We start from the raw sequence: 24,571 nt of genomic DNA on the forward strand, positions 1-24,571 counted from the left end.
TAATATTAGTTTTTCTTAGCTTTTCCAAGTTGGTCTTCTTTCTCCTTTTTATTTCTTAAATTAATAACCACTACAAGTGAAACCATAATGACAAACATAAGTGCGGACAAAGCATTAATAACTGGATTAATCCCGCGTCTAGCCATTGACCATACGGTTATAGAAATATTTTGGATTCCGTTGCCTGTAGTGAAAAAACTTACAACGAAATCGTCAATTGAAAGTGTAAATGCCATCAAGGCCCCACTTAAAATGCCCGGTTTAATTTCAGGCAAGAGGACCTTAAAAAAGGCTTGCCTCCTGTTGGCACCCAAATCAAGGGCTGCCTCGTATAGGTTAGGATCCATGCTGTAAAGCCTTGGCATTACATTAAATAATACATAAGGGGTTAGAAATGCAACATGGCTAAGAATAATAGTTACATATCCAAATCTAATCCTTAAGAAATTGTATAGAGCTACTAGACTAACTGCAATAACAATATCAGGATTTAGTATGGGCAGGTAGTTTATATCGAGCATTAGGCTCTTAAATCTTCCCTTGGAGCTATATAATCCTATTGCGCCAATAGTTCCAATTACAGTAGAAATTGCAGTAGAAACAATACCAATAAAAAATGTATTGTAAAAACTCATGAGTACTTGCCTGTTTTGAAATAGATCTTTGTACCATCTTAGGCTAAAGCCCCCCCAGACTACTCGTGACTTGGTGGCATTAAATGAGTATACAATTAAGACAATAATCGGCATATAAAAGAAAAAATAAATAAAGTAGGTATAAAATTTCTTCAAAAAGTTTTTCATTAGATTATACCTCCTTCAAGTTTATTTTCAGTTTTCTTGTTATCGGACAGCTTAATTAGAATCCATATAATAATCATAAGGACAATACTTATGGCCGAGCCAAAGTTCCAGTCTCCTGTAAATCTGAATTGTTGCTCGATGATATTACCAATTAAGTTAAAGTTGTTACCGCCTAGTAATTGGGATATAACAAAGGTTGAAACTGCAGGAATAAAAGTCATGGTTATACCAGTTAAGACTCCACTTTTAGTCAATGGGAAAATAACTTTTCTAAAAACCTGCCTCTTGCTTGCACCTAAGTCATAACCAGCTTCTATTAATGAAGGATCAAGTTTAGTAATAGCTGTAAAAATAGGTAGAATCATAAAAGGTAAAAAGTTATATATCATACCAATCATTATTGCAAAGTCATTATACATTAACTCCATCTTTGCAAAGCCAAGGCTGACCAAAAATTTATTTATAATACCATTTCTTCCCAAAAGGGTTATCCAGGCATAGGTCCTTAGCAAAAAGTTCATCCACATTGGGATCATTACAAATAAAATATAATTTTCCTTGTTTGGAGACTCAGCAATAAAATATGAAAATGGATAGCCTATTATCAAGCAAATTAGAGTTGAATAAAAAGCAAGCTTTAAACTCCTCCAAAGAATATTTAAATAAATTGGTTCAAAAAATCTCTTGAAGTTAGAAAGTGAAAAGCTCGTTACACCATTGTCTGTAACTGTAAAGCCCAGATATAAAATTAAAATTACAGGTATTACTATGAAGAGCAATGACCAAAATGTATAAATAATTTTATTTACGTTCAGTCTTCTCATTGCTACTTCCTCATAACATGGATGTTTTCTGGGTCAACGTCTAACCAAACTGTAGAATCCTCACTGCTTGATAGGGTTGACTTAACCTTCCATATTTCACCATCAACATTTACGAGTATTTCATAGTGAACACCTTTAAAGATTTCATTTTCAACAACACCTTTGACCTTGCCGTTATCTGTTTTAGAAATAATAATATCTTCCGGGCGAAGAACAACATCAACTTTTTCGCCAGCTGCAAAACCCTTATCAACACATTTAAAGGCATGGTCAGCAAAGGTAACACTATAATCTCCATTATAGACGCCTTCAAAAATATTGCTTTCGCCAATAAAGTCTGCAACAAAAGCATTGGCAGGCTCATTATAAATGTCTATTGGCTTGCCAAGTTGTTCAATTTTTCCATCGTTCATAACTACTATACGATCGCTCATTGAAAGGGCTTCTTCTTGGTCGTGGGTAACAAAAACAAAGGTAATGCCAAGTTCCCATTGCATGTTAATAAGTTCGGTCTGCATGCCCTTTCTCAATTTATTGTCAAGAGCTCCAAGAGGTTCGTCTAAAAGTAAAATTTTTGGTTCATTAACCAGAGCTCTGGCTATAGCAATTCTTTGTTGTTGACCTCCTGAAAGTGATGTAACTGCCCTCTTCTCGTAACCAGATAAGTTTACTAAGTCAAGCATTCTTGAAACTTTTTTCTTGATAGTTGCCTCATCAACTTTTTTAAGTCTCAAACCAAAGGCTATGTTTTCAAAAACGTCTAAGTGTGGAAATAGTGCATACTTTTGGAAAACAGTATTTACTTTTCTTTCATTAGGTTTTAGGTGAGTTATGTCTCTACCTTCAAAGAGAATTTGGCCAGAATCTGGTTGAATAAACCCTCCAATCATACGCAAAGTTGTGGTTTTGCCGCAACCTGAAGGCCCCAATAGAGTTATAAACTCCCCTTCTTTGATGTCCAAATTTAAATCATCGAGTACGATTTGTCCATCGTATTCTTTATGAATATTTTGTAAACTTAAAAATTTTTCAGACATTTTATCACTTCCTTTTTTATAAAAATTATCATTAAAGTTTTATATATAATTAATTGTGGTATAATATTTCTGGAGGTGTTTAACAATGGCAAAAATGCAAAAGAAAATTGTATATGGTAGCAGCATGTGAGTTAGCTGTGGCCCATTCAAGGAAAAACTTGAAAAGGCTGGTATAAGGTTCTTATACCTAGATATCACATCATCCCTAGGCTTTCTCAAAAAATATTTAGCCCTAAGAGAGAATGCTCCAGAATTTAAACCGGTAATTGAATCTGGAAAACTAGGATTACCATGCTTAGCTATTGGCGACAATGAAAGGCTTATTTTTGATGAAGCCGAACTTGACCAATATATAGCTGAAGAGCTTGCAGTGCAAGCTTAAGACTAAGACCCGAAAGGGTCTTTTTTATTGCATATAATCCTCTTTCCAGCAATCAATAAATTTTATTTAATTAAGTTTTCTTCCCTGCTCTTGTAAATTTCATCCTCAAGACTTGCAAAATATATTTTTGCTTCCTCAGCCAAAACTTGGTCTAAGGTTGGATTTGTCTTTGGATGTTTGGCTACGAAAACTGTACAGCAGTCCTCGTATGGAAGAATTGAGGTCTCATAAGTTCCATATTGTCTTGCCAATTCCACTATTTCGTTTTTGTCAAAACATATAAGTGGCCTTAGTATCATTAAATCTGTAACAGGGTCTACAACGCTCATGCCAGACAAGGTTTGGCTGGCCACTTGACCCAGATTTTCACCTGTAACAAGTGCAGACCTAGTGAGGTCCTTGCAAAGTCTTGTAGCAAGCCTAATCATTGACCTGCGTTGCAAAATTGTAGTAAATCTTATATCGCAATTCTTAGTTATTTCCTCTTGAATCTTAACTAGGTTAAAGGAAAATAACATAGCGTGTGGCTGGTATTTTGATGATAAAATAGCTAAATCTTTTGTCTTGTCAAAAGATTTAGCACTTGTGAATGGATAAGAGTGAAAATGTATAAAGTCACAAGAAAGTCCACGCTTCATGGCAAGTATTGACGCAACTGGAGAATCTATACCACCAGACAAAAGCGACAAGGCTCTTCCATTTGATCCAACGGGCATACCGCCCATGGCTTTTATACGATTGCCAGATACAAAGGCGTTTTTTCTAATATCAACCCTTATAATTATATCTGGATTGTTTACATCTACTTTTAAATCCTTATAATGTTTTAGGATATGACCTCCAACCAGTCTTGAAATTTCAGGGCTCTTTAGGGGGAATTTTTTATCTGCCCTTTTGGTCTCAACTTTAAAAGTTTTGACAACTGAGTTATCCCTTTCGTAATCCATAGCTGCAATAGCAGTTTCATAAATAGAATCCATATCTTGGTCAGTTTCAAACTGCAAAGAAATATAGGAAATTCCAAAGATTGGTTTTAAAAGCTCAATGGCTTTTTCATATACTTCAGTATAAATATAGATTTTAGATTGGTCTTTTTTAAGTGAAATATCCAAATCTTTCAAGGCTGTTTTGATGTTTTTTATTAGGATATTTTCAAAGTATGGCCTGTTTTCTTTTTTTAGAGCAATCTCACCATAACTTAAAGATATGCATTTTCTCATAATATTAATCTCATCCTTTCAACAGCTTCTTTTATTTTTTCACATGCAAAATCCACTTCTTCAAGACTATTGTAATCTGAAAATGAAAACCTAAGTGCTCCCCTGATATCTTCATCCGAAAGACCGAGAGCTAGCAGAGTCCTGGATTTTTTATGACCATTCTTGCTGCAAGCAGAACTTGTATTTACATATATTTCAGATTCTTCAAGCATGTGTACCAAGACTTCGGCCTTTATGCCCTTGAAGCTGATATTTAAAATATTAGGAACAGAATTTTCCGGTGAATTAATCCTTACTCCTGGAAAATCTTTTAAATTATCTATAAATCTTTGCTTTATAGATCCTACGTAGTCGATGTTTTTTTCTAAATTATTCACAGCGTCAGCAAGGGCTGCATCAAGTGCAAATATGCCTCCAACATTTTCTGTTCCTGACCTCATAGCAGACTCTTGTCCGCCGCCCAAAATTTGCGGATGAATGTGAGTGTCATTTACATACAAGAGCCCGGTCCCCTTTAAGCCGTGAAATTTGTGGGCACTTAGCGTAAAGCCATCACAATTTAGCTCGTTTAAATCTACATGTGTCTTGCCCACAGCTTGGACTCCATCTACAAAAAATTTTGTATTAGGATTTGTATTTTTAATTAGCCTGGAAATTTCCTGAACAGGATTAATGGCTCCAATTTCATTATTGACAAACATAATTGCAACTAATTTTGTGTTATCTTTAATGGCTGACCTGACATCTTCTGGATCTATAATACCATTTTTTGCTTTTAAATAAGTAACTTCTCCACCTTCATTTTCAAAGAGCTTGGCTGACTCATATACAGCTGAGTGTTCATATTCGGAAATAATTAAATGGTCTCCTTTTTTCAAAAGCCCCTTGAAAAATAAATTAATGGACTCAGTGGCTGATGACGTAAAATATATTTCGCCTTTTTTAATATTAAGTAAGTTTTTAATATTGTCTCTGGATTTTTTTAACTCAAAGAAAACCTCTTCGCCAAAGCTATGCAAGGCCGAAGGGTTTGCCCAGTATACATCACAAGATTTTAAAAATGCATCCACAGCATTTTTCGATGGCTTTGTGGTTGCAGCATTGTCAAAATAAATCATATTTCACATCCTTTACACAAGATATATAATAACATAAAAAGTCTTTGAAATTCAATTGTTTTTAATATTTTTTATATTAAATTTATAATTTTAAATCTCCTTCTTTTATCCATCCAATGCTCTTAAGCAAATTGCAAAGAAAAAGTGATATTATAGCTGGCAAAATAATGTGAACAAGGGCAATTGAGAGATAAATTTTGCTTGGGCCCACTCCATCAGCAGTCATAGATGTAATAGTTCCAATTTGTCCAACTAGGCCAGATGTTCCCATGCCCGATCCGATTGGTATGTTGGTCATTTTAAAGACAACAGATGAGATTGGTCCAGTAACAGCAGCGGCAACTGTAGGTGGAATCCATATCTTCCAATTTTTAATTATATTTGGAATTTGAAGCATGGAAGTGCCAAGCCCTTGGCTAATTAAACCACCAATTCCATTTTCTTTGTAACTCATAACTGCAAAGCCAATCATCTGCGCTGAACAACCAGCTGTTGCAGCCCCTCCTGCTAGGCCGGATAATCCAATCATCATGCATAAGGCAGCTGAGCTTATAGGAAGTGTTAAAACCATTCCAACAATTACTGATACGACTATGCCCATAAAAAATGGTCTCATTTCTGTAGCTAGCATAACAAGCTCACCCAATTTAACCATGACCTTTGAAAGTACAGGTCCAATTGTAATTGCAGCTAGGGTTCCCATAAGTATTGTGCAAATTGGCGTAACCAATATATCAACTTTTGTTTCACCTGCCACAAGTTTACCAACTTCAACAGCAATTATTCCCGCAAACCATGCTCCAACTGCACCACCCATTTCATTGCCTATATAGCCAGTTATTATAGATGAATAAATTACAAGGGCTGGTGCCTTCAAAGCATGGGCAACTGCGACTGCAATGGCAGGACCCGTCATTGATTTCGCCGCATCCCAAATAGTAGTTGATAGGATTTCAATATTAAATTGCGTGCCTATGGTGTTTAAAATTGTTCCCACCAAGAGCGAGCAAAATAAACCCATAGCCATAGCACTTAAAGTGTCTATAAAATATATTTTAGCTGAAATATTAACGCCTTTTTTCTTTAAAAATTTACTCATCTTCCCCTTTTATCCTCCTCAAGTATTTACTCATTTCTTTTTCGTATCCTATATCTTTAGGCTCATAAAATTTTATGTTCTTAATTTCATCTGGTAAATAAGACTGGTCTACATATCCATTTTCAAAACTATGGGGATAAATATATCCACCAACTCCTAACTTTTCAGAACCTTGATAGTGGGCGTCTCTCAAATGACTTGGAACTTTATATGAACCATTTTTTCTAATGAAACTCATGGCCTCATTAATTGCCAAATATGAACTGTTGTTTTTTGGTGCACAGGCTAAATAAACTGCAGCCTGGGCCAAATTGATTCTGACCTCCGGCATGCCTATAACTGTTGTTGCATAAAAGGCATTGGTCGCTACGCTTAGAGCCATTGGATCTGCATTTGAAACATCTTCACTTGCAAATATCACCATGCGTCTGGCAATAAATCTTGGATCTTCTCCAGACAAAAGCATCTTGGCCAAATAAAATATGGCCGCGTCTGGGTCACTACCCCTCATAGATTTTATAAAAGCAGAAATCGTATCATAATGCTCATCAGTTGAATCATATTTTAGAGTCGCATTCATAAAATTATCCCTGACTGTGTGTTCATCAATATAAATCTTATCCTTTTCGTGTCTTCCATTTAAAACCGAAACTTCAAAGCTATTTATGAGCCTCCTGGCATCACCGTCAGCGCGCTTAACCAAAAACTCTTTGGCCTCTGGACTTATTTCTATAGTTAAATTATTTTCTTTAGAATATAAATTAAGAGCACGGTCTAAAAGCTCTTCAAGTGCTTCTGAATTTAGAGATTTTAATTCAATTAAGATCAATCTGGAAATCAGAGCCTTGTTAACTGCAAAAAATGGATTTTCAGTAGTGGCCCCAATCAGTACAAGGTCACCAGCCTCTACATAGGGAAGCAAAAAATCTTGTTGAGAAGTAGAAAATCTGTGAATCTCGTCTACAAATAAAATACTTCTACCCATATTCATCCGCAAATTTTCTGCAGATTTTTCAACCACCTCACGGAGTTCTTTAATTCCTGAGCTAACTGCAGAAACCTTAAAGAAATTCATATTCATTTCCTTGGCAATTATCTCTGCAATTGTAGTCTTGCCTGTTCCCGGTGGCCCGTATAATAAAATAGATGGCAGGTTATTTGTCTTCATAGCATTTTTAATCATACCGCCATCTTTTGTTATTTCATCTTGTCCTAGAACATCATTCAAAGTTTTTGGCCTTAACTTTTCAGCTAAGGGAGCAAATTTTTCTCTTTGATTTTGCCTGTTGTATTCAAATAAATCCATGCCTACCTCCACCCATCATTTTAACAGATATAGGGATAGTTTTCAATGTAAAATTAAAAAATAAATTTAAGCTTGATTTTTAATTCTGGTCAAATGTTAATTAAAAAAATAAAAAAAGAGAGAGATTTAAAATCTCTCTCCTAAAATAGTATTTGTTATTATAAGATTCCCATATCCTTGCCAGCTTTTTCAAAAGCTTCAACAGCTTTGTCTAGTTCTTCTTTGCTGTGAGCAGCAGAAATCATGCAGCGGATTCTGCCTGTTCCCTTTGGAACTGTTGGGAAAACAATAGCTGAACCAAATACGCCGTATTCTTTTAATTTCTTTGAGAATTCCATGGTCTTTGCTTCATCACCAATGATAACTGGTGTGATTGGAGTTTCTGAATGTCCTGTGTTGAAACCTAGTTTGCCCAATCTTTCTTTGAAATATTTGGCGTTGTCCCAAAGTTTCTTTTGGAGTTCATCTGATTCCATTAGGATTTCAACTGATGCCATACATGCAGCTGTATCCCCTGGGGAAAGCGTTGTTGAGAATAAAACTGGTCTTGCTCTGTGGTTTAACCATTCATAAGCGACTTCATTACATGCAACATAGCCACCTTTTACGCCAATAGCCTTTGAGAGTGTACCAATAACAAAATCAACTTTATCGTTCAAATCAAAATTGTCAACTGTACCAGCACCGTGCTTACCCATAACGCCTGAACCATGAGCATCATCAACATAGGTTAAAGCGTCATATTTTTCAGCTAATTCTACAATTTCAGGTAACTTTGCTAAGTCTCCGTCCATTGAGAATACACCGTCAGTAATAATAAGTGTTGTTTTGTATTTGCCTTGATTTTCTTTTAAGACTCTTTCTAGGTCTTCCATGTCTGAGTGTTTGAAAATCGCCTTATCAGCCTTTGTCATTCTGATACCATCGATAATGGAAGCGTGGTTTAATTCGTCTGAAATAATCAAGTCGCCCTTTTCCATAATAGCTTGAATAGTTCCGATGTTGCAGTCATAGCCTGATTGGTAAATGAAAACTCTTTCTGTTCCCTTGAATTCTGCTAATTTCTTTTCAAGATTTTCGTGCAAGTCCATATTACCGATAATTGTTCTAACTGCACCTGCTCCAACGCCATATTTTTCAATAGCTTCTTGAGCAGCTTTTTTTAGCTTAGGATGATTGGCAAGGCCAAGGTAGTTGTTTGATGACAGGTTAACCATTTCATGGCCGTCAAGTTTGATTGTTGATGAGTTCTTTCCTTCCAATACAGGTAGCTTACGGTAAACTCCGTCTTTTTTAAGTTGGTCAACTTTTTCTTGTAAGAATTTTAAATCGTGAACGCTCATGTTTCCTCCTTGTGTTTTACAATTTTTTTATTTTAATTTTTTTTCTAGATTTTCTAACATATCTGCTGTCATTTTATCTAGGTCGTATTCTGGTTTCCATCCCCATTCTTCTCTAGCACATGAATCATCTAGCGAATTTGGCCAAGACTCAGCGATTGCTTGTCTAACTGGATCTACATCATAGTCAAGTTTAAAGTCAGGCATATGTTTTTTGATGCTTGCATCTAAAATTTCAGGGGTCAAGCTCATAGCTGTGATATTAAATGCATTTCTATGTTTTAATTTTGCTGGATCAGCTTCCATTAAATCAACAACAGCCTTTAAAGCGTCTGGCATATAAAGCATATCCATGTGTGTGCCTTCAGCTATATATGAAGTGTAGGCTCCTTTTTTAACTGCGTCATAATAAATATGAACAGCATAGTCTGTTGTACCTGCTCCCGGTAAAGTTTGGTGAGAAATGATTCCTGGATAACGAACTCCTCTTACGTCTACTCCATACTTGTGGAAGTAGTAATCGCATAACAATTCTCCAGCGACCTTTGTTACACCATAAATAGTGCTTGGTCTTTGAATTGTATCTTGAGGTGTATTGTCAAGTGGTGTACCCTCTCCAAAGGCAGCGATTGATGATGGAACAAAAACTTTTGTTCCTAGTTCTCTGGCAACTTCAAGTGTGTTTACAATACCATCAACATTAACCTTCCATGTTTGTTGTGGCATTGTTTCTCCTCTAGCTGATAGGATAGCAGCTAAGTTAATAATTGTGTCAGCCTTGAAGTCCTTGGCAAGATCATGCAATCTTTGTGCATCTGTAACATCCAATTTTTCAAATCTAATGTCACCAATGTCTTCCAAGTTTTTTTCAGAGCGATTTGTTGCCAAGATATTTTCTTTGCCATAAATATCGGCTAAATACAAAGCTAGCTCCGTTCCAATTTGACCCAACGCTCCGGTTATGAGTATTCTTTTCATTTTAGATTCTCCTTTGCAAAAAATTTTAGCTTTTGAATAGGAAAGCCTCAACCTTATAAATAACAAATACTATTCAAAAAAACGAATAATATTCTACCTACCTTTTTATTATACATTAAGTTTTTTATTATTTCAAGCGATTTAATAGAATAAATTAAACTCTTGTTAAATGAATTTAAAAAATATATTGTATAATTCACACTAATAAATATTTTGTTAAATTTATAGTAAATATTTAAATAAAAAGTTATATTATAAAATGCTCTTAAAGATTTGCAAATAGTTGACATACAGGCTTTAAAGGAGTATACTTTATGATTGCTGGAAGAAGCAAATTACGAATCAAATGCTAAATATAAACTTCTAGTACATATAAAAAAGAGGTAAAAATGATTTATTTGAATTGTGATTATAATGAAGGAGCCCATCCAAAAGTTATCGAAAATATAATTAATGCTAATAACAGCCAAGAGTTCGGCTATGGTAATGACTCTTATTCTGCTCATGCAAAAGAACTAATAAAAAAAGCCATCAAACGCCCTGATGCTGAAGTTCATTTTATGGTTTCAGGCACACCGACTAATGTCGCTTTTATTAGCCATGTCCTAAGGCCATACGAAACTGAAATTTGTACTCAAACAGGACATATAAATGTTCACGAATCTGGTTCAGTAGAATCCAGAGGCCATAAGGTTACAAGTGTTATTAGCAAAGACGGCACAATTAATCCAGATCAAATTCAAGAGATTATGGATGAAGTTACCTATGAACCTTCCTGCCACCTAGTTATCCCCAAAATGGTTTATATAACAATTCCTACAGAGCTTGGAACTATGTATACAAAATCAGAATTAGAAGACATATATAAAAAATGTCAAGAGCTAAACCTTTACTTATATATTGACGGAGCAAGGCTCGGCTATGGTCTAACATCAGAAGGATGCGATCTAGACCTAGAAACAATTGCAAATAACTGTGATGCATTTTATATTGGAGGAACCAAATGCGGTGCCCTATGTGGAGAAGCTATTGTTCTTTTAAGAGATGATTTTGAAGTTAATTTTTTAAATAGTGTAAAACAAGCTGGCCAATTACTTGCAAAAGGTCGCTTGCTAGGTTCGCAATTCGAAGCACTCTTTACCAACAATCTATACTTTGATATATGCAAAAATGCCAATAGACTTGCTATTAAAGTCAGAGATGCATTAGAAGCAAAGGGTATTGAGTTTGAAGTACACTCAAATACCAACCAACAATTCCCTATCCTTCCAAATTCTTTTGTAGAAAAACTCAAAGACGAATTTGCCTTTGAATTTGTAAAGAAGATTGACCAAGATCACACTTGTTACAGAATTTGCACTTCTTGGGCGACAAAGGAAGAAAATATCGATAAGCTCATTGATAAAATCAATGAACTCTTATAGCCTTTAAAATCAGAATTTTATTTTATTTATTAATATAATTTTAAAAGTGCCCGATAGAAATCGAGCACTTTTTTTATAAAAAAATCTGGCCTACAATCAGCCAGATTTTTAAATTTATTTTTATATTTATTTTGAAGCTTTTTTAACAGCTTCAGCTACTGCCTTTGGTACTTCCATATCCATTGGTTCTGGAATAACAAAATCTGCTGATAACTTATCTCCTACTTGATCTGCAATTGCATGTGCAGCTGCCATCATCATTTCTTCGGTTATTTGAGCTCTTGCATCAAGGGCTCCTCTAAATAAACCTGGGAAGCAAAGGAGGTTGTTAATTTGGTTTGGAAAATCACTTCTGCCAGTTCCAACTACATAAGCCCCAGCTTCCTTAGCTTCGTCTGGGAAAATTTCTGGAGTTGGGTTAGCCATAGCAAAAATTATAGCTTTTTCATTCATTGTTTTAACCATTTCTTGAGTCAAAGCTCCTGCAACACTAACGCCGATAAATATATCAGCTCCCTTAATCGCATCTGCGAGTTTGCCTTGTTCATTGTCTTTATTTGAAATTTCTGCAATTTCATCCTTTAGCCAGTTGTTATTTGGATTTCCTCTGTAAACAATTCCCTTGGAGTCAAGGATAATATTATTTTTAATTCCTAGGGCTCTAAACATTTTTAAAATTGCTACACCCGCTGCACCACATCCATTGATAACAGCTTTTACGTCTTCAGGTTTTTTATCAACAATCTTTAGAGCATTAATAATTCCTGCTGTAACTACAATTGCAGTTCCGTGTTGGTCGTCATGGAAAACTGGTATATCAAGTTCTTCTTTTAATCGTCTTTCAATTTCAAAGCACCTAGGTGCACCAATATCTTCAAGATTAATTCCACCAAAAGTTGGAGCAATATGTTTAACTGTTTCAACAATTGTATCAACATCATTTGTATCAACCAAAATTGGGAAAGCATCTACATTGCCGAAATGTTTGAATAAAATTGCCTTTCCTTCCATAACAGGCATACCTGCTTCTGCACCGATATTACCTAGTCCCAAAACAGCTGACCCATCTGTAACAACAGCAACCAAGTTGCCTTTAGCTGTGTACTTATAAACATCTTCTTTATTTTCAGCAATTTTTTTACATGGTTCTGCAACACCAGGTGTGTAAAGTAATGCCAAGTCATCCTTTTCTTTTAGTTCATACTTTGAATGGACTGCAATCTTTCCTTGATAATCTTCGTGCAATTTTAAAGCCTTAGCTTTGTAATCATGATTTTCCATTTTTACCTCCAAAAATTTCGTAATATATATCATCCCCAAATTCTAAGGGGTTGATGTCCTTATCAAAAATGTATTTAACTCCCTCTTCATTTAAAACTGAAGCAAGAAATGTGCTGATCCCACCTGAATCAAAAGTTTTTAAATCGGCCAAGGTATTGTAGCCACAATCCTCTAGCCTTATCATAACATTGTGAAGTGATCTTATAAGTAACTCACCTTCAAAAGGGCTTGTCCTATAATGCCTGCCACAAATTATATTGGAACAATTTTCACGTGGCTTTGACAAGATAAGTCTGAGTTTTTTATGGTCAGGCAAGACCCTCTTGAAGTCAATTCTACAGATGTAATAAAGATTAGTTCCCTTTGGCAAAATTTCTTCACCAGCCTCATCATAAAAAGTACAACCTAAGGCTGACAAAATACCCATTCCCAAATCATTGGTTTCAATTTCCCTAAGGTCAAGATATATATTATCATACTTTTTAAATAAAGTCATCAAATCTTCTCCAGTTTGAATAGAGTCGGCCGACAAATTTACCATATTGGATTTTTCGGGTGTAAGTAAAATAGAAGACTCTCCTATAACTTTAACAAAGTCATCGGACAAGTTTTTATCTCCAAAAAAATATATCTCATCAATCATAATAAAATCACTTTATTAATATAATCATAGCTTGTAAAATCTTGCATATCCATCCAATTTCATCTCCTTTAATCATATACCCACTTTGATATTTTTTCAACATTAGCCGAGTATTCTCTTTTATTTTTTTATCTTTTCTGTTACAATGGACTTACACAAAGGAGGCTTTTATGAAAAATAAAAATGCACAAAGGTTTAAATCTTACTTATTAATTACTATTGGTATTATACTTGTAGGTGTTGGCGTATATTTTTTCCTCATGCCAAATGATATAGCAGCTGGCGGAGCTAATGGTCTTGCGATTGTTTTATCATCTTTTATAAACTTAGAAGTTGGTACAATAATGTTAATTGTAAATATATTCTTATTTGCTATTGCTTTTTTACTTATAGGCCCTGCCTTTGGCGCAAAAACCATAATAGCAAGTCTTGGAACATCTGGTATTGTTAAAATTCTTGAATGGATGTACCCCAACCAAGCTTCCCTCTCCGGAGACATTATGCTCGACCTATTTTGCGGTGTAATTATTTCAGCCGTTGGTATAGGCATTGTATTTAACCAAGGTGCTTCAACAGGTGGTACAGATATTCTGGGCAAGATTATTAATAAATTTACCGGTATCGAACTTGGCCGTGCTGTATTGTACGCTGACTTAGCCATCACACTCGTTGCAGGTATAGCCTATGGTAGCAAAATCGGTCTCTATTCATTATTTGCTGTAATTATAAATGGTATCATTATTGACTTTACAATTGACGGTATGAACCTCTCTAAAGAAGTTACTATTGTTAGTCAAAATATCGAGCCAATCGTTAACTTTATCCACAATGATTTGGTCCGCACTTGTACTTTATATCATGCAGAAGGAGCTTACTCAAGACAAGATATCAAGGTTATTGTTACCATTATAGATAGAAGATCACTAGTCCTATTAAAAAATTTCTTGAAAGAAAACGACCCAAATGCTTTTGTATGGATTAAAAACTCCAGCGAAGTTTTAGGTTTAGGTTTCAAAAGCATTTTAGATTAAGGAGGAATTATGTACAAAAAATTTGTTTTAATGCTTATCTGCTTTTCCCTCTTATTAACTCTTGGTATACAAGCTAATGGTGAAAAGGTAGAGGTAAGTGACTTTGTACAAAAAGTAAGTATAGGCCAGGCCAACATTGACCTGCCCTCAATAGTTTTTAACAATGAAAACTATGTAAAGCTCAGAGATTTTTCAATGCTTTTAACTAATATCAATAAAGATTTTAAGCTTCTTTACAACAATAAAAGCAAACAAATATCTGCTATTACCGCCTATCCATATGAGCCAATTGGTGATGAATTACAAAAGCTTGACAAGGTAAAATCTGCAAATATAAGTGATGCCCGCTTTGATATAGACAATGTTAACCATGACATAAGTGCAATTTTAATTGCTGGTCATAATTACTTTAGGCTTAGAGATTTAGCTGATGTTTTTAACATCAAAATCACTTACGATATACCAGAAAAGACTGTTTATTTGGAGGCTAGAGATATGTCTGTTGAAAAAATCGAGCCCGGAACATCCCTTGACTACAAGACGATAGAGACTAAAGAGCCTATTAAAAATGAAGGCTTTGTCTACAAGGTTAAAAATGGCAAGCTCACAATTACCTTCGCGAAACAATTTAACACTGGAGGATATCAGTTGAGATGTGAACGCGTTGTATACGATGGTAAAGATATAATTATTAGGCCGCTTGTAATAAGCCCACCAACTGACGCCATGGTTACACAAGCAATCTCTTATCCCAACTGTACTATAGAAGTAGATGTAAAAGGTATTGACAAAGACTTTGGTGTAAAAGTAATAGATCTTGACACAAATATAGTTGATAAATAAAATTATAGCTCTGCTTGGCGATTATATTTTTTCGCTGGTCAGGGCTTTTTTATTTGCAAAACAAAACTTATAGGAGTATAATTAAATAAATGATAAGACTTATCATTAGGTTTACTAGGTTGCCTTAAAAACTTAAATATAAATTAAGGAGATTTTAAAATGGCATGTACAACAATATTAGTAGGTAAAAAAGCTAGCTATGACGGTTCAACCCTTGTAGCAAGAAACGAAGACTCACCTTCTGGAGTTTTTAATCCAAAAAAATTTATCGTGGTTAAAGCTGATGACCAAGTAAAAAAATATAAATCAGTAATTTCAAAGGTTGAAATTGAATTGCCAGATAATCCAATGAGGTATACTTGTATGCCAAATGCTATTGAAGATGAAGGCGTTTGGGGAGCTTGTGGAGTTAATGAAGCAAATGTTTCTATGACTGCTACAGAAACTCTGACCACAAACGAAAGAGTCCTGGCAGCTGATCCACTTGTAAGATATATTCCAGCAAAAGATGACAAGCCAGAAAAATTTGGAGGCATCGGTGAAGAAGATATGGTTACCCTTGTCCTCCCTTATATAAAATCTGCCCGTGAAGGCGTTGTTCGCCTTGGTGAACTACTTGAAAAATATGGAACATACGAAATGAACGGAATTGCCTTCCAGGATGTAGATGAAATTTGGTGGCTAGAAACCGTTGGCGGCCATCACTGGATTGCTAGAAGGGTTCCTGATGAATGCTATGTAATTATGCCAAACCAATTGGGCCTTGATCACTTTGATTTAGAAGATGCTTTTGCTGATCAAAAAGAATTTATGTGCTCAAAAGATTTAAGGGAATTTGTCAAAGAAAATCATCTAGACCTTTCCTTCGATGAAAGCCTAAATCCACGCGATGCCTTTGGTAGCCACAGCGACTCAGACCACACTTATAACACACCACGTGCATGGATTTTACAAAGATATTTTAATCCAAGCACTTACTATTGGGATGGTATAGACGCTGATTTTAGACCTGATTCAGACGATATTCCATGGATGCAAATTCCTGAAAGAAAAATTACAGTCGAAGACATTAAATATGCCCTATCCCACCACTTCCAAGGTACTGAATACGACTGCTATGCAAAACACACTGACGGTCTTGCAAAAGGAAAATTCAGACCAATTGGAATCAACCGTAACAACTTTATGGGCCTTGTACAAATCAGACCTTATTGCCCAGATGAAATCAAGAGCATCGAATGGCTAAGCCTGGGATCAAATGTATTTAATGCTGTCGTTCCTTTCTATCCAAATGTTATGGATACACCTGATTATTTGAAGAATACCAGTGGCAAAGTAACTACTGATGATTTCTATTGGACAAATAGAATTATAGGAGCTCTAGCTGACGCCCACTTCAGTGAAACTTCAAATCATATAGAAAGATACCAACAAGAATGTCAAGCAACTTTATCCAGAATTATTAAAGAAACTGACAAAGAATTTGTTGAAAGTAAACCTGCAGACGCTAAAGAATTCTTAAGACAAGCCAACCAAAAGATTGCTGATGAACTAAGAACTCAAACAGATGACCTGCTCGATAAAGTCCTCTACACTGCAAGCTGCTTGATGAAAAATGGTTTTTCAAGATCAGACGCCTAAGGTATAACACTATAAATAAAAAAACTATCGCTCGATTTATCTCGGGCGATTTTTTTTACAAATATTAATTATAAATTTAGGCAAATAAAAAACCGGCCAAAGCCGGTTAAAAATTATCCTCTGATGTTTAATTCTTGGATTAATTCACGATATGAATCTAGGTTTGTATCTTTTAAGTATCTTAAAAGATTTCTTCTCTTACCAACCATCTTTAATAGACCACGTCTTGAGTGATTGTCCTTTGGATTGGCTTTCAAGTGTTCGTTTAGTTCGTTCATGCGTTCTGTTAAAATAGCGATTTGAACTTCTGTTGAACCTGTGTCATTAGCGTGTTTTTGAAATTTTTCAATAATTTCTTGTTTCTTTTCACCTTTAATCATAATTTTTTACCTCCTAATAAAATCCACCTAAACAAAGCATCAGGCTGAGGTAAGCCCAGACCCTTGTCAAGGTACGCCTATATATTAACATAAAAATATTAAATTGTAAAGCTATTTATCATATAAACTTGCAAGTTCTAAGGTTTTAATTTTATCTTTTTTAAGTTGCAAGATAAGATCTTCTTTTGTATCGAATTTTTTATTCTCTCTCATAAAATCTTTGAAATATAATTTAACTTCCTTGTCGTAAATATCCTTATCAAAATTAAAAATGTAGGACTCGCAGGAAAAGTCCTTGTTGAAAGTTTTGGCAACGCCGACCATGGTCATGGCATCATAAAGTTCTCCATCGACTTCAAAATTTGTATAGTAAACCCCATACTTGACCTTTACTATATGGTCTGGCCAATTTATATTTGCCGTTTTAAAACCAAGGGTTTCCCCACGCCTATAGCCGTGTTCTACTTTTGATTTAACATAAAAATCATAAGTCAAAAGCTCGCTAGCCTTATGGACTTTGCCCTCTTCTAATAGCTTCCTAATGTGAGTGGAAGATATTTTTTCGTCATCAGAGTACAAGTCTTGAATAATTTTTACTTCAATTTCTTTACTTAATCCATATTCAATCAGGTCCTGGCTGGATCCTGCTCGATTTTGCCCAAACCTAAAATCTTCTCCAACAATAATTCCCCTTGCGTCTTTGAAGTATGCATCTAAAAAATCTTTTGGGCTCATGGACTTAACTTCACTAAAATTCAATTCCACAACCTCATCTATGCCCATGTCTTTTATCATCGAAAGCTTGTCCTCTGGCGATAGAATTAAAGAATCCAAAGACCTTGTGTGGGATTTAAAGGTGATAAGCCTAGATTTTATCTTTAAATCTTTAGCCATATTTTTTGTTTTATTAATGATTTCTTGATGGCCCTTGTGGAGGCCGTCAAAGTTTCCAATTGTAATTATATATTTCATTTGTCACCTAAAAAACAAATCGTCCTAATAAGTCCTTCCTTGATTTCACCAAGGGCAAAAACTTTTCCCACGCTAGCTAAAAGAAGGGGTCCTTGATCTTCTAAAGAGCTTTCAATTCTTATCCCATTGAAAAGTTTATCAACACTATCTCTATCTAAATCTATTTTTTTATATGAAGTCTTAATATCGTCGATTTTAAGAATTGACTTGTAAAAATTATCCGCATTCAATTCATCAATACCAATAGTCTTTTCCAAATTCAATGAACCCGAGCTCTCTCTCCTTAGGGTCTTTAAATTTGCGGGCACCCCATATTCTTTACAATAATCTTCGACAAGTGTCCTGACATAAGTGCCCTTTGAAACCTCAGTTCTAAATGTCACTTGGCCATTTTCTCTTTTCATCTCAAAGCTTGTCACTTTAATTGGCCTGGGGTCTTTGTGAACATACTCGCCCTTTCTAGCATACTCATATAAGGGTTTGCCATTATGTTTGAGTGCGCTGTACTGAGGAGGCGTCTGCATAAAATTCCCAATATAGTTTATAGAATTAACTATAAGATTATTTACTTCGTCCTCTGGTACGGTTTTTGATTCAATTACCTTTCCAGTTAGATCACCAGTGTCTGTTGCATTTCCTATGTCAACTATGCCAGAATAAACTTTAGAGGCATCCATAATATAATCAGATAATCTTGTATACCTGCCCAAAAGCACAACCAAAAGCCCAGTTGCAAAGGGATCTAATGTACCTGCGTGGCCGATTTTAGTTTTAATATTTAACTCTTTGAGTAATTTTTTTATTTTACGAATTACATCGTAGCTGGTAATTCCTTCAGCCTTGTCTATTAAAATCAGGCCATCAACACTTGTTTTCTCTAACATAGGTAATTATCTTTTCTTTTATTTCTTCAATATTTCCGTAAACACTAGCACCTGCAGCCCTAATATGGCCACCTCCGCCTAAATCTTGGGCGAGTTTGCCAACATTCACACAGGTTTTGCTTCTCAAGGAGACCTTGTAAAAATTATCTCCGTATTCTTTTATAATGGCAGAAACTTCGACGCCCTCAGTATCTCTAATAAAGGCTACAATCTCGTCCAAGTCATCAACGCTTGCCCCTGTATCCTCTAAATCTTTTTGACTAATGTCAGTTATGGCCAAGTAACCGTCAAGTAAAAACTCTGCCTTGTCCAAGCCAACTTTTAAAATCTCAAGTTTTCTAAGAGGCCTATTCATAAACAAGTTAAAATTAGCAAGACTCCTATCTGCCCCAAGCTCTATTAATTTTCCTGCTATTTCAAAAGTCCTTGGGCTGACATTGTCATACAAAAACCTACCAGTATCTGTAGATATTCCCGAAAATAATGAAGTCGCAACATCGCTTGATATTTCAAGATCAAGGGCCTCAAAAATTTCATATAAAAGCTGGCAAGTGCTACTCATCTCTGGATCAATTATATTTAAATCTCCATAGCCAGGATTTGTATCATGGTGATCGATTACAACTTTATACTTTGCCTTTTTAAAAGTTTCCACATTGGGACCAAGACGATTCAAATCGCCTGAGTCCAAAGATACATATAAATCTGGAAGAAAATCAAGTGACTCCGGATCCCTTAACTCATTTATGTTTGGCAAAAATTTATAGGCGTCCGGCATCGTGTCGGACTCCAGCATATAAACGTCCTTATTCATACCCTTTAAAACGCCAAATAGGGCGGTTACAGACCCAATGTTGTCGCAATCCACCCCAATATGACTAGATATAAAAATTGTTTCAGCCTTATTCACGGCTTCCATAAATTTTATAGCCTTATCTTTAATATTCATCTTCTAGATCAAGTCCTTTTAAAATTTCGTTAATCCTGCTTGAATACTCAATTGATTCATCAAGTTTAATTCTCAGTTCAGGAATTTTTCTCATCCTAATATTTTTTGCAATATGGCTTTTGAAAAAACCTTCTGCATTTTGTAAAGCTTCAATAGTTTTTTCTTTTTCTCTCTCACTTCCCATTACAGAAAACTTTAGATCACAGAAGCTAAAGTCATTTGTAATTGAAGCTTCAGTAAGTGTTGTCATATCTGAAACATTTGGGTCGCGAATTTCCCTAAGAGCAGTTGAAACCACCTTCATGATTTCTGAATTAAGTCTTTCCTGTCTTCTGTTATTCATTAGCTACCTCTACCATTTCATAAGCTTCAAATGCATCTCCAACTTTTACGTCGTTGAATTTATCAATGCTCATACCTGCTTCATAGCCTGATTGAACTTCTCTTACGTCATCCTTAAAGCGTCTGAGTGATGAAACATCTCCATCAAAAATCATAACATCATCTCTTAGGATTCTAACCTTCGCATTTCTTGTAATCTTTCCGCTTAGTACATAAATACCAGCAACGATAGTGCCGTTTGGAAGTTTAAATGTATCTCTAACTTCTGCCCTGCCGATTACTTGTTCTTTAATAACAGGTTTTAGCATACCCTTAACAGCATTTTCAACGTCTTCTATAGCTTCATAAATGACCTTGTATGTTCTTATATCAACATCTTTTTCTTCAGCCATATCAATTGCAGGCAAGCTTGGTCTTACATTGAAGCCAATGATAACAGCATTTGATGCTTCAGCAAGCATAACGTCACTTTCGCTTACGCCGCCAACACCAGTGTGAATTATATTGATCTTAACTTCATCGTTTGAAACCTTTAATAATGAATTGCTGAGCGCTTCAATTGAACCTCTAACATCGCCCTTAATAATAATATTTAAGTCTTTGAGTTCACCAGCTTTGATTTGATCATATAGGTAATCAAGACTTACCTTGGTTTTATCGCGGAGCTCTTGTTCTCTTAGCATTTCACGCTTACGGTCTGCAATATTTCTAGCTGTCTTGTCATCTTCACATGCATAAAGCAAATCGCCAGCTTCTGGTACATCAGATAAACCAAGAATTTGAACTGGTGTTGATGGACCAGCTTTTTTAATTGGCTTATTCTTGTCGTCAAACATCGCCCTTACTCTACCAGATGCAATACCTGAAACAATGTCATCTCCAACTCTTAGAGTTCCCTTTTGAACAAGGACTGTTGCAACAGGGCCTCTGCCCTTGTCTAATTGTGCTTCTACAATGGTACCTACTGCAAGTCTATCTGGATTTGCCTTTAGTTCTGCAACTTCACTTACAAGTAAAATCATTTCTAGAAGGTCATCAATGCCTTGCTCTTCCTTAGCAGAAACAGGAACGCAAATAGTTGTGCCGCCCCAATCTTCTGGTGTCAAACCTTGCTCCAAGAGCTCTTGCTTTATTCTATCTGGATTTGCTGTTGGCTTATCCATTTTGTTGATAGCAACAATAATTGGAACGCCTGCAGCCTTTGAGTGGTTTATAGCCTCAATTGTTTGTGGCATAACTCCGTCATCAGCAGCTACAACTAGAATCGATATATCTGTGATCTCAGCTCCTCTAGCCCTCATAGAAGTAAAAGCTTCATGGCCCGGAGTATCCAAGAATGTAATCTTTTTTCCATCAATATTTACGGTGTAAGCACCGATGTGTTGGGTAATTCCTCCTGCTTCACCAGTTCTTACTCGAGCATTTCTAATAGCATCTAGCAAGCTTGTCTTACCGTGGTCAACGTGACCCATAACAGTAACTACAGGTGGACGTGGTTTTAAATCTTCTTCTTTGTCCTCAAAGTCTAAATCAAATTCATCCAAAATAATTTCTTCATTAGAAAGTTGAGGTTCAACTGTAACTTCAAACTCTTCTGCAATTAACTCTGCAGTATCGTAATCTATAGATTCATTTTGAGTAACCATCATGCCCAATTGGATTAACTTACCCATTACAAGACTCAAAGAAGCGCCAATTAATTCAGCAAAATCTCCAACAGTAATAGACTCTGGAATTTGTACTACTAAGTCCTCTGCAGGTTGTTTTGGAGTATCGTCTTTCTTTTTCTTTTTCTTGCGTTCTTTTTGTCTAGTCTTTTCAAAGAAATCCTTGTTTTCATCCTCAAATCTTTTTTCTTCGTATTTGCGGTTGTTAGATTTCTTTTTATTGTTCATATTGATTTTAGGTTTTTCAACTACAAAAGTATCCAGGCTTTCCTCTTTATCTTGCTGCCTCTTGTTTGGCTTCTTATGGAAATCTCTGCCATCATCTTTTTTAAAGTCATCTTTCCTAAAATCATTGTTTTTATTAAATGGCTTTTTATTTCTATTATCTTTGTTGCGGTTGTCTCTATTATCTCTATTATCGCGTCCATCTCTTCTTCTATCGCCGCGATTGTCGTTTCGATTGTCTCCGCGATTCTTATTTTTAAAATCTTTTTGTTGCCTGTCTTTTTTATCTTTATTTTGTTGTTCAATAAGTCTTGCTTCAACTTTTTTTCTTGCCAGCGTAACTTGATCAATAACTTTATCTGCCAATTCTTTATCAATGCTTGCCATATGTGAACTTGCATCAATATTAAGAGCAGAAAGCATATTAAGCATATCCTTACTAGATATATTTAATTCCTTGGCTAATTCGTATATTCTAACTTTACTCAAGCATAGCTCCTTCCTTTATATCGCTTAAAATCTTTTCAAATTCTTCATCTGAAAACTTGACCTTTAAAGCGTTTTGAATCCTAAATCTCAAACTCTTGTCATTAATAACATCCTCGTTTTTTGAGATATAGGCACCTCTACCATTTATTTTCCCTGTATTGTCAACCACGACTCCACTGTCCGCAGTTCTAACAACTCTGACAAGGTCTTCCTTTAAGAATTGTTTCCTACAAACAATACAAGTTCTTAAAACCTCTTTTTTAGTCTTGGTCATACAAATCTTCTTCGTCTAAATCCATATCCAAGTCTTCATCATCTACATCTTCAAACTTGTCTAATTCGTCCTTATATAAGTCATAATCAGTAACTTCTTCGTCATCGTAATCATAGTAGTCCTTTGAATAATAGTTCTTCATCTTACTATAATCGACGTCGTCTTCATCGTCATAGTTTGTATCTGTAAATTCATAGTCAGATTCATAATCATCGTAGATATCGTCATAATCATCTTCGTGATTTTCTTTGTCAGCAGATTTATTTGCCATCATTGACTCGTATTCTTTCCTGTATTCATCCAAATACTTGTCGCTCTTTATGTCAATCTTCCAATTGGTTAGCTTAGCTGCCAACCTTGCGTTTTGACCTTCCTTACCAATGGCAAGTGAGAGCTGGTCTTCAGGAACAAATACAACTGATGAATGTTCCTCTTCGTCTATAAATACTTCTGTAACAGTCGCTGGTGCAAGGGCATTTTTAATAAATACGGACATGTCATTGCTCCAGATTATGATGTCGATTTTTTCACCGTTTAATTCATTTACAACATTTCTAACCCTGGTCCCTTGGAAACCAACGCAAGCTCCAAGTGGATCTACGTCCGGATCACGGCTAAAGATTGCAATCTTAGATCTGCTACCTGCTTCCCTAGCTACGTGGAAAATTTCCACAGTACCCTCAGAAATTTCAGGCACTTCCAATTCAAAAAGTTTTCTAACCAGATTAGGATGGCTTCTACTTAAAACAATTTGAGCACCCTTGCCAGTCTTCTTAACTTCTGTAATAAGCATCTTTAATTTATCGCCAACAGTATAGGTTTCATTCATGCTTTGTTCAACAGATGGAAGCACGCCTTCTAGTCTGCCCAAGTCAACATAGCAGCTATTAGCCCTTATGCGATTGATTTGACCAGTGATAATTTCATTTTCCCTGTCGATGTATTCGTTATAAATTACTTCTCTTTCAGCGTCCTTTAGCTTTTGAATTACAACTTGCTTGGCAGTTTGTGCAGCGATTCTACCAAAGTCTTTTGGAGTAATTTCAACTTTAACAACATCACCAAGGCTTGGATTTGCAATATACTTTTGAGCATTTTCTACGCTAATTTCTGTAGCTTCGTCTTCAACTTCCTCCACCACATTTTTCAGATTAAAAACATGAACAGAACCATCATCTTCTGAGATACTAATGTCTATATCGACATTGCTTGCAGTATTGTAGTTTTTCTTATAGCTTGAAACCAAGGCTGAGCAAATCGATTCAATAATAACGTCCTTAGGAACGCCACGCTCTGCTTCAATTTCATCTAAAGCTTCAATAAATTCCCTATTCATTTAAACCTCCCAACTCACAAATAAAAGAGTGGTTCTGGCCACTCTTTCTCATCTACATCTATTCTAACATAAATTTTTTTATA

23 protein-coding genes are annotated in these 24,571 nt (G+C 35.5%); 4 read left to right on the forward strand and 19 right to left on the reverse strand.

The window, feature by feature from the left end:
- Window positions 1-5 precede the first annotated feature (5 nt).
- The 9 genes from AC6FXG_RS02410 to AC6FXG_RS02450 form a co-directional block, all read right to left on the reverse strand.
- Window positions 6-803 (reverse strand): ABC transporter permease, encoded by a 798-nt coding sequence (locus AC6FXG_RS02410; RefSeq protein WP_500571411.1) that lies wholly within the window; start codon window positions 801-803, stop codon window positions 6-8.
- Window positions 803-1,627, reverse strand: a complete 825-nt coding sequence (locus AC6FXG_RS02415) for an ABC transporter permease (RefSeq protein WP_075573513.1) — start codon at window positions 1,625-1,627, stop codon at window positions 803-805. Before AC6FXG_RS02415 ends, AC6FXG_RS02410 begins: the two co-directional genes overlap by 1 nt.
- Window positions 1,628-1,629: 2 nt before the next feature.
- Window positions 1,630-2,664, reverse strand: coding sequence for an ABC transporter ATP-binding protein (locus tag AC6FXG_RS02420; RefSeq protein ID WP_075573512.1), 1,035 nt, complete (start codon window positions 2,662-2,664; stop codon window positions 1,630-1,632).
- A 444-nt stretch (window positions 2,665-3,108) separates the two neighbouring features.
- Complete coding sequence (thiI, locus tag AC6FXG_RS02425) at window positions 3,109-4,266, reverse strand: tRNA uracil 4-sulfurtransferase ThiI (protein WP_500571412.1); 1,158 nt, start codon at window positions 4,264-4,266, stop codon at window positions 3,109-3,111.
- Window positions 4,263-5,384 (reverse strand): cysteine desulfurase family protein, encoded by a 1,122-nt coding sequence (locus AC6FXG_RS02430; RefSeq protein WP_500571413.1) that lies wholly within the window; start codon window positions 5,382-5,384, stop codon window positions 4,263-4,265. The genes thiI and AC6FXG_RS02430 overlap by 4 nt, the downstream gene beginning before the upstream one ends.
- A gap of 82 nt (window positions 5,385-5,466) precedes the next feature.
- Window positions 5,467-6,483 carry a PTS sugar transporter subunit IIC gene (locus AC6FXG_RS02435; RefSeq protein WP_500571414.1) on the reverse strand — a complete coding sequence of 339 codons (1,017 nt, stop codon included), beginning with the start codon at window positions 6,481-6,483 and terminating at the stop codon, window positions 5,467-5,469.
- Window positions 6,476-7,789, reverse strand: coding sequence for a replication-associated recombination protein A (locus AC6FXG_RS02440; protein WP_500571415.1), 1,314 nt, complete (start codon window positions 7,787-7,789; stop codon window positions 6,476-6,478). Before AC6FXG_RS02440 ends, AC6FXG_RS02435 begins: the two co-directional genes overlap by 8 nt.
- A gap of 158 nt (window positions 7,790-7,947) precedes the next feature.
- A complete protein-coding gene (locus tag AC6FXG_RS02445; protein ID WP_500571416.1) occupies window positions 7,948-9,132 on the reverse strand; it encodes a glycine C-acetyltransferase in 1,185 nt (394 codons plus the stop codon).
- 27 nt (window positions 9,133-9,159) lie between these two features.
- On the reverse strand, window positions 9,160-10,107 hold the full coding sequence (locus tag AC6FXG_RS02450; RefSeq protein WP_500571417.1) for an NAD-dependent epimerase/dehydratase family protein: 948 nt from the start codon (window positions 10,105-10,107) through the stop codon (window positions 9,160-9,162).
- A gap of 389 nt (window positions 10,108-10,496) precedes the next feature.
- Between AC6FXG_RS02450 and AC6FXG_RS02455 the strand changes: the two genes are divergently transcribed.
- Window positions 10,497-11,531, forward strand: a complete 1,035-nt coding sequence (locus AC6FXG_RS02455; protein WP_500571418.1) for a threonine aldolase family protein — start codon at window positions 10,497-10,499, stop codon at window positions 11,529-11,531.
- A 126-nt stretch (window positions 11,532-11,657) separates the two neighbouring features.
- Here AC6FXG_RS02455 and AC6FXG_RS02460 read toward each other — a convergent pair whose 3' ends face one another.
- Both AC6FXG_RS02460 and AC6FXG_RS02465 read right to left on the reverse strand, forming a co-directional pair.
- Complete coding sequence (locus tag AC6FXG_RS02460; protein WP_500571419.1) at window positions 11,658-12,812, reverse strand: NAD(P)-dependent malic enzyme; 1,155 nt, start codon at window positions 12,810-12,812, stop codon at window positions 11,658-11,660.
- Window positions 12,799-13,455, reverse strand: a complete 657-nt coding sequence (locus AC6FXG_RS02465; protein ID WP_500571420.1) for a glycerate kinase — start codon at window positions 13,453-13,455, stop codon at window positions 12,799-12,801. Before AC6FXG_RS02465 ends, AC6FXG_RS02460 begins: the two co-directional genes overlap by 14 nt.
- A 170-nt stretch (window positions 13,456-13,625) precedes the next feature.
- Here AC6FXG_RS02465 and AC6FXG_RS02470 point away from each other — a divergent pair, with 170 nt between their 5' ends.
- From AC6FXG_RS02470 to AC6FXG_RS02480, 3 genes are all read left to right on the forward strand, one after another.
- Window positions 13,626-14,486 carry a YitT family protein gene (locus AC6FXG_RS02470; RefSeq protein ID WP_075573502.1) on the forward strand — a complete coding sequence of 287 codons (861 nt, stop codon included), beginning with the start codon at window positions 13,626-13,628 and terminating at the stop codon, window positions 14,484-14,486.
- 9 nt (window positions 14,487-14,495) lie between these two features.
- Complete coding sequence (locus tag AC6FXG_RS02475) at window positions 14,496-15,329, forward strand: protease complex subunit PrcB family protein (RefSeq protein ID WP_500571421.1); 834 nt, start codon at window positions 14,496-14,498, stop codon at window positions 15,327-15,329.
- A gap of 159 nt (window positions 15,330-15,488) precedes the next feature.
- Window positions 15,489-16,970 (forward strand): C69 family dipeptidase, encoded by a 1,482-nt coding sequence (locus tag AC6FXG_RS02480; protein WP_500571422.1) that lies wholly within the window; start codon window positions 15,489-15,491, stop codon window positions 16,968-16,970.
- Between the two features lie 113 nt (window positions 16,971-17,083).
- Here the strand turns inward: AC6FXG_RS02480 and rpsO are convergent, their stop codons facing one another.
- From rpsO to nusA, 8 genes are all read right to left on the reverse strand, one after another.
- Window positions 17,084-17,350 (reverse strand): 30S ribosomal protein S15, encoded by a 267-nt coding sequence (gene rpsO / locus AC6FXG_RS02485; RefSeq protein WP_075573499.1) that lies wholly within the window; start codon window positions 17,348-17,350, stop codon window positions 17,084-17,086.
- A 111-nt stretch (window positions 17,351-17,461) separates the two neighbouring features.
- Window positions 17,462-18,322 (reverse strand): riboflavin biosynthesis protein RibF, encoded by an 861-nt coding sequence (gene ribF / locus AC6FXG_RS02490; RefSeq protein ID WP_500571423.1) that lies wholly within the window; start codon window positions 18,320-18,322, stop codon window positions 17,462-17,464.
- Window positions 18,319-19,206 carry a tRNA pseudouridine(55) synthase TruB gene (truB, locus tag AC6FXG_RS02495; protein ID WP_500571424.1) on the reverse strand — a complete coding sequence of 296 codons (888 nt, stop codon included), beginning with the start codon at window positions 19,204-19,206 and terminating at the stop codon, window positions 18,319-18,321. Before truB ends, ribF begins: the two co-directional genes overlap by 4 nt.
- Window positions 19,184-20,155 (reverse strand): DHH family phosphoesterase, encoded by a 972-nt coding sequence (locus tag AC6FXG_RS02500; RefSeq protein ID WP_500571425.1) that lies wholly within the window; start codon window positions 20,153-20,155, stop codon window positions 19,184-19,186. The genes truB and AC6FXG_RS02500 overlap by 23 nt, the downstream gene beginning before the upstream one ends.
- The gene (rbfA, locus tag AC6FXG_RS02505; protein ID WP_500571426.1) at window positions 20,145-20,498 is read right to left on the reverse strand and encodes a 30S ribosome-binding factor RbfA; all 354 of its coding nucleotides are present in this window, start codon (window positions 20,496-20,498) and stop codon (window positions 20,145-20,147) included. Before rbfA ends, AC6FXG_RS02500 begins: the two co-directional genes overlap by 11 nt.
- Window positions 20,491-22,878, reverse strand: coding sequence for a translation initiation factor IF-2 (gene infB, locus AC6FXG_RS02510; protein ID WP_500571427.1), 2,388 nt, complete (start codon window positions 22,876-22,878; stop codon window positions 20,491-20,493). Before infB ends, rbfA begins: the two co-directional genes overlap by 8 nt.
- The gene (locus tag AC6FXG_RS02515; RefSeq protein WP_500571428.1) at window positions 22,871-23,152 is read right to left on the reverse strand and encodes a YlxR family protein; all 282 of its coding nucleotides are present in this window, start codon (window positions 23,150-23,152) and stop codon (window positions 22,871-22,873) included. The genes infB and AC6FXG_RS02515 overlap by 8 nt, the downstream gene beginning before the upstream one ends.
- On the reverse strand, window positions 23,139-24,488 hold the full coding sequence (gene nusA, locus AC6FXG_RS02520) for a transcription termination factor NusA (protein WP_500571429.1): 1,350 nt from the start codon (window positions 24,486-24,488) through the stop codon (window positions 23,139-23,141). Before nusA ends, AC6FXG_RS02515 begins: the two co-directional genes overlap by 14 nt.
- Window positions 24,489-24,571 lie beyond the last annotated feature (83 nt).

The sequence above is a fragment of the Ezakiella massiliensis genome, from assembly GCF_059862345.1.